The 2,451-nt window shown below is 26.1% G+C and carries 3 protein-coding genes and 1 tRNA gene; 1 reads left to right on the plus strand and 3 read right to left on the minus strand.

Annotated features, from left to right (window positions below):
* Positions 1-512: 512 nt before the first annotated feature.
* A tRNA-Arg gene (locus tag TY07_RS16965) sits at positions 513-589 on the plus strand.
* 49 nt (positions 590-638) lie between these two features.
* On the opposite strand, the gene TY07_RS16970 is transcribed toward TY07_RS16965, so the two are convergent.
* The 3 genes from TY07_RS16970 to TY07_RS16980 all read right to left on the minus strand — a co-directional run.
* A complete protein-coding gene (locus TY07_RS16970; protein ID WP_042403072.1) occupies positions 639-902 on the minus strand; it encodes an ATP cone domain-containing protein in 264 nt (87 codons plus the stop codon).
* A gap of 262 nt (positions 903-1,164) precedes the next feature.
* Positions 1,165-1,530, minus strand: coding sequence for a single-stranded DNA-binding protein (locus TY07_RS16975; RefSeq protein WP_042403076.1), 366 nt, complete (start codon positions 1,528-1,530; stop codon positions 1,165-1,167).
* Positions 1,531-1,606: 76 nt separating this feature from the next.
* On the minus strand, positions 1,607-2,451 hold an 845-nt coding region (locus TY07_RS16980; RefSeq protein WP_042403078.1), incomplete at its 5' end, for a glycerophosphodiester phosphodiesterase.

Here is a 2,451-nt window from a genome sequence, read left to right on the forward strand (position 1 = left end):
CCTTGAGTCTTTGTTTTAAGACTCTCAAAAGAATTGCTGGTTTACTTTAACTATATTCTGTTCAATTTTCAAAGATCATTTATTGTGTCGCACTCAAGCGACTTCCTTATCTTATCACTTTGTCACTTTCGTGTCAACATTTTTTTGAACTTATTTTTTCAAGTTTTTTTAACTTGTTTCAGTTCTTAAATGTTTCCCTCAAGGACAAGGACTATTCTATCACAGCTTTTCCGCCTCAAATATATTATAAGTATAATTATTAAAATTTATTCATCATTTACTATGTTTTTTCGTTATTTTTCTCTTTTTTTCTATTATTGATACACCAGGTATAGAGTATGGTATAATCTATAGTGTTTTTTCTGTTTTCTACATTTCAATAGTTATTTTTATCTATTTATAACTTATATATACATAATATGCTTATCAATAAATTTGCTAAATATTATATAAAAAAACTAATTTTATAGAATTTTATATTTTTTAATATTATAATAAGTAATATATTCTATGCACCTATAGCTCAGTTGGATAGAGTGCTGGACTTCGAATCCAGGCGTCAGGGGTTCAAATCCCTTTAGGTGCACCATCTAAAAAAGGTATCGCATTATTAATGATGCGATACCTTTTTCATATTATTATATACCTAAATAACTATTTATAACTTTTCCAAAATTATTATTCTTTAAAACACTTAAAGTAACTCCCACAATCTCATAGCTACTCGTAAGATCATTATCCTTACATGCAATTGACAATCCTTTCATTATTTCATTACATAATAATTTTATATCTGAATTATTAAAAACAATGTTTATATCACTTGCTGAATTTTTTATACTTCTTTCTAACTTCTGTATTTGGAAATCTTCAAACTTCCCATTTCTTTTTACAACTCTCATATGTACCCTACCCCTTTTTTCTTTCATAATATACTCTTATACTTATAAAGTAATAATTTTTTTAAGACCTTATATTACTTTATATTTTACTCCACTTAAATTCGCTGTTCAATAGTTACCAATTTATGAATTTACTACAAAATAATATTAACTATATAAATAAACCTAATAAACAAAAATAAAAACTTCAAATTTACCAACAATTATTTTCTATAAAATAATCTAAAGTAAATTTGAAGTTTTATTATGTCATTATTATATATTAAAATGGAACTTCTTCCTGAATTACTTCATTAACAGCTTTTTTCTTACTATCAATAAAAGTAAATTCACTTAATATTATGTCTACCTTGTATTTCTTTTCACCTTCACTATTTAAATAACTACTAGTTCTTAATTTCCCTTCAACGGCTAGCTTACTTCCCTTACCAACATTATGAGCCAATATTACAGCCTTCTTACCAAATGCTACTACTTCAACAAACGTTGCAATTCTTTCATTCTTTCTAACACTGTACTCATTAATTGCTAAAGTAAATCTAACATACTTTCCTTCACCTTCATCATTCTTATACTCTTTTAACTCTAAATCATTTACCACATTACCAACTAAAGAAACTTTATTCATATTTCTAACCTCCAAGAATTATTTATTTTAATTCTTGACAAGCTTTCTTGTTATTATACATATAAATTATATTTTTTTATTTTAATTTATAATCACTAGTAATCATATCTACACCTATACCTATAAGCATATTAGCCTCTTCTTCAGTCTTTACATCCCATACATTAACTACTGCTCCATTTTCATGGGCTAGACGTACATTTTCAGCAGTTACTCTATCTTTTCTAACATCTATTCCATAATTACCATACTCTTTTAATAAATTAATATTTTCTAAACTTATATCACTTAAATATTGAAATTGAATCTTATAACTATACTGTCTAATATATTTTATCCATTCATATGATGTTGAAATTATTATAGATTCATCTTCTAGTCCATGCCCCTTAATCTTATCCACAACTTCTTTTACATTATTAACATTTATATCCTTAAACTCAATTACTGGAACTAACTTATTTTTTTTACAGCAAATTAAATATTCATCTAAAGTAGGTATCTTTAAATTTTTATACTTTTTAATATTATTTCCACTATCAATATTTAGTGCCTTAACCTCAACTAAACTCATACTCTGAATTTTACCAACACCGTTTGTCATTCTATCAACATCATTATCATGGAATATAATAAGACTTCCATCCCTAAGTGAATACAAATCACATTCAGCTCCCCACATTCCAAGATCTGCTGCTTTCACAAAAGAGGGAATTGTATTTTCTGGTTCATATGCACTTGCACCCCTATGTCCTATTAATTTTACATCAATATTTTCATGATTGAATGCCTTAATACTACTACTAGGTAATATTAATATTAAAGTTAATATTAATACCCTAAAACCCTTATTAATTATTTTCATTTTACCTCTTCCTTCTTTTATACCTTTTTCATATTTTCCTCCCCTAACTATTAAAC

The sequence above is a fragment of the Clostridium saudiense genome, assembly GCF_000577815.1.
In the GTDB taxonomy this organism is placed as follows: Bacteria; Bacillota; Clostridia; order Clostridiales; family Clostridiaceae; genus Clostridium; species Clostridium saudiense.

Bases quoted from the DNA above. Each gene is read 5' to 3' on its own strand.
- TY07_RS16970 (WP_042403072.1), bottom strand. From the start codon at position 902: ATGAGAGTTGTAAAAAGAAATGGGAAGTTTGAAGATTTCCAAATACAG.
- TY07_RS16975 (WP_042403076.1), bottom strand. From the start codon at position 1,530: ATGAATAAAGTTTCTTTAGTTGGTAATGTGGTAAATGATTTAGAGTTA.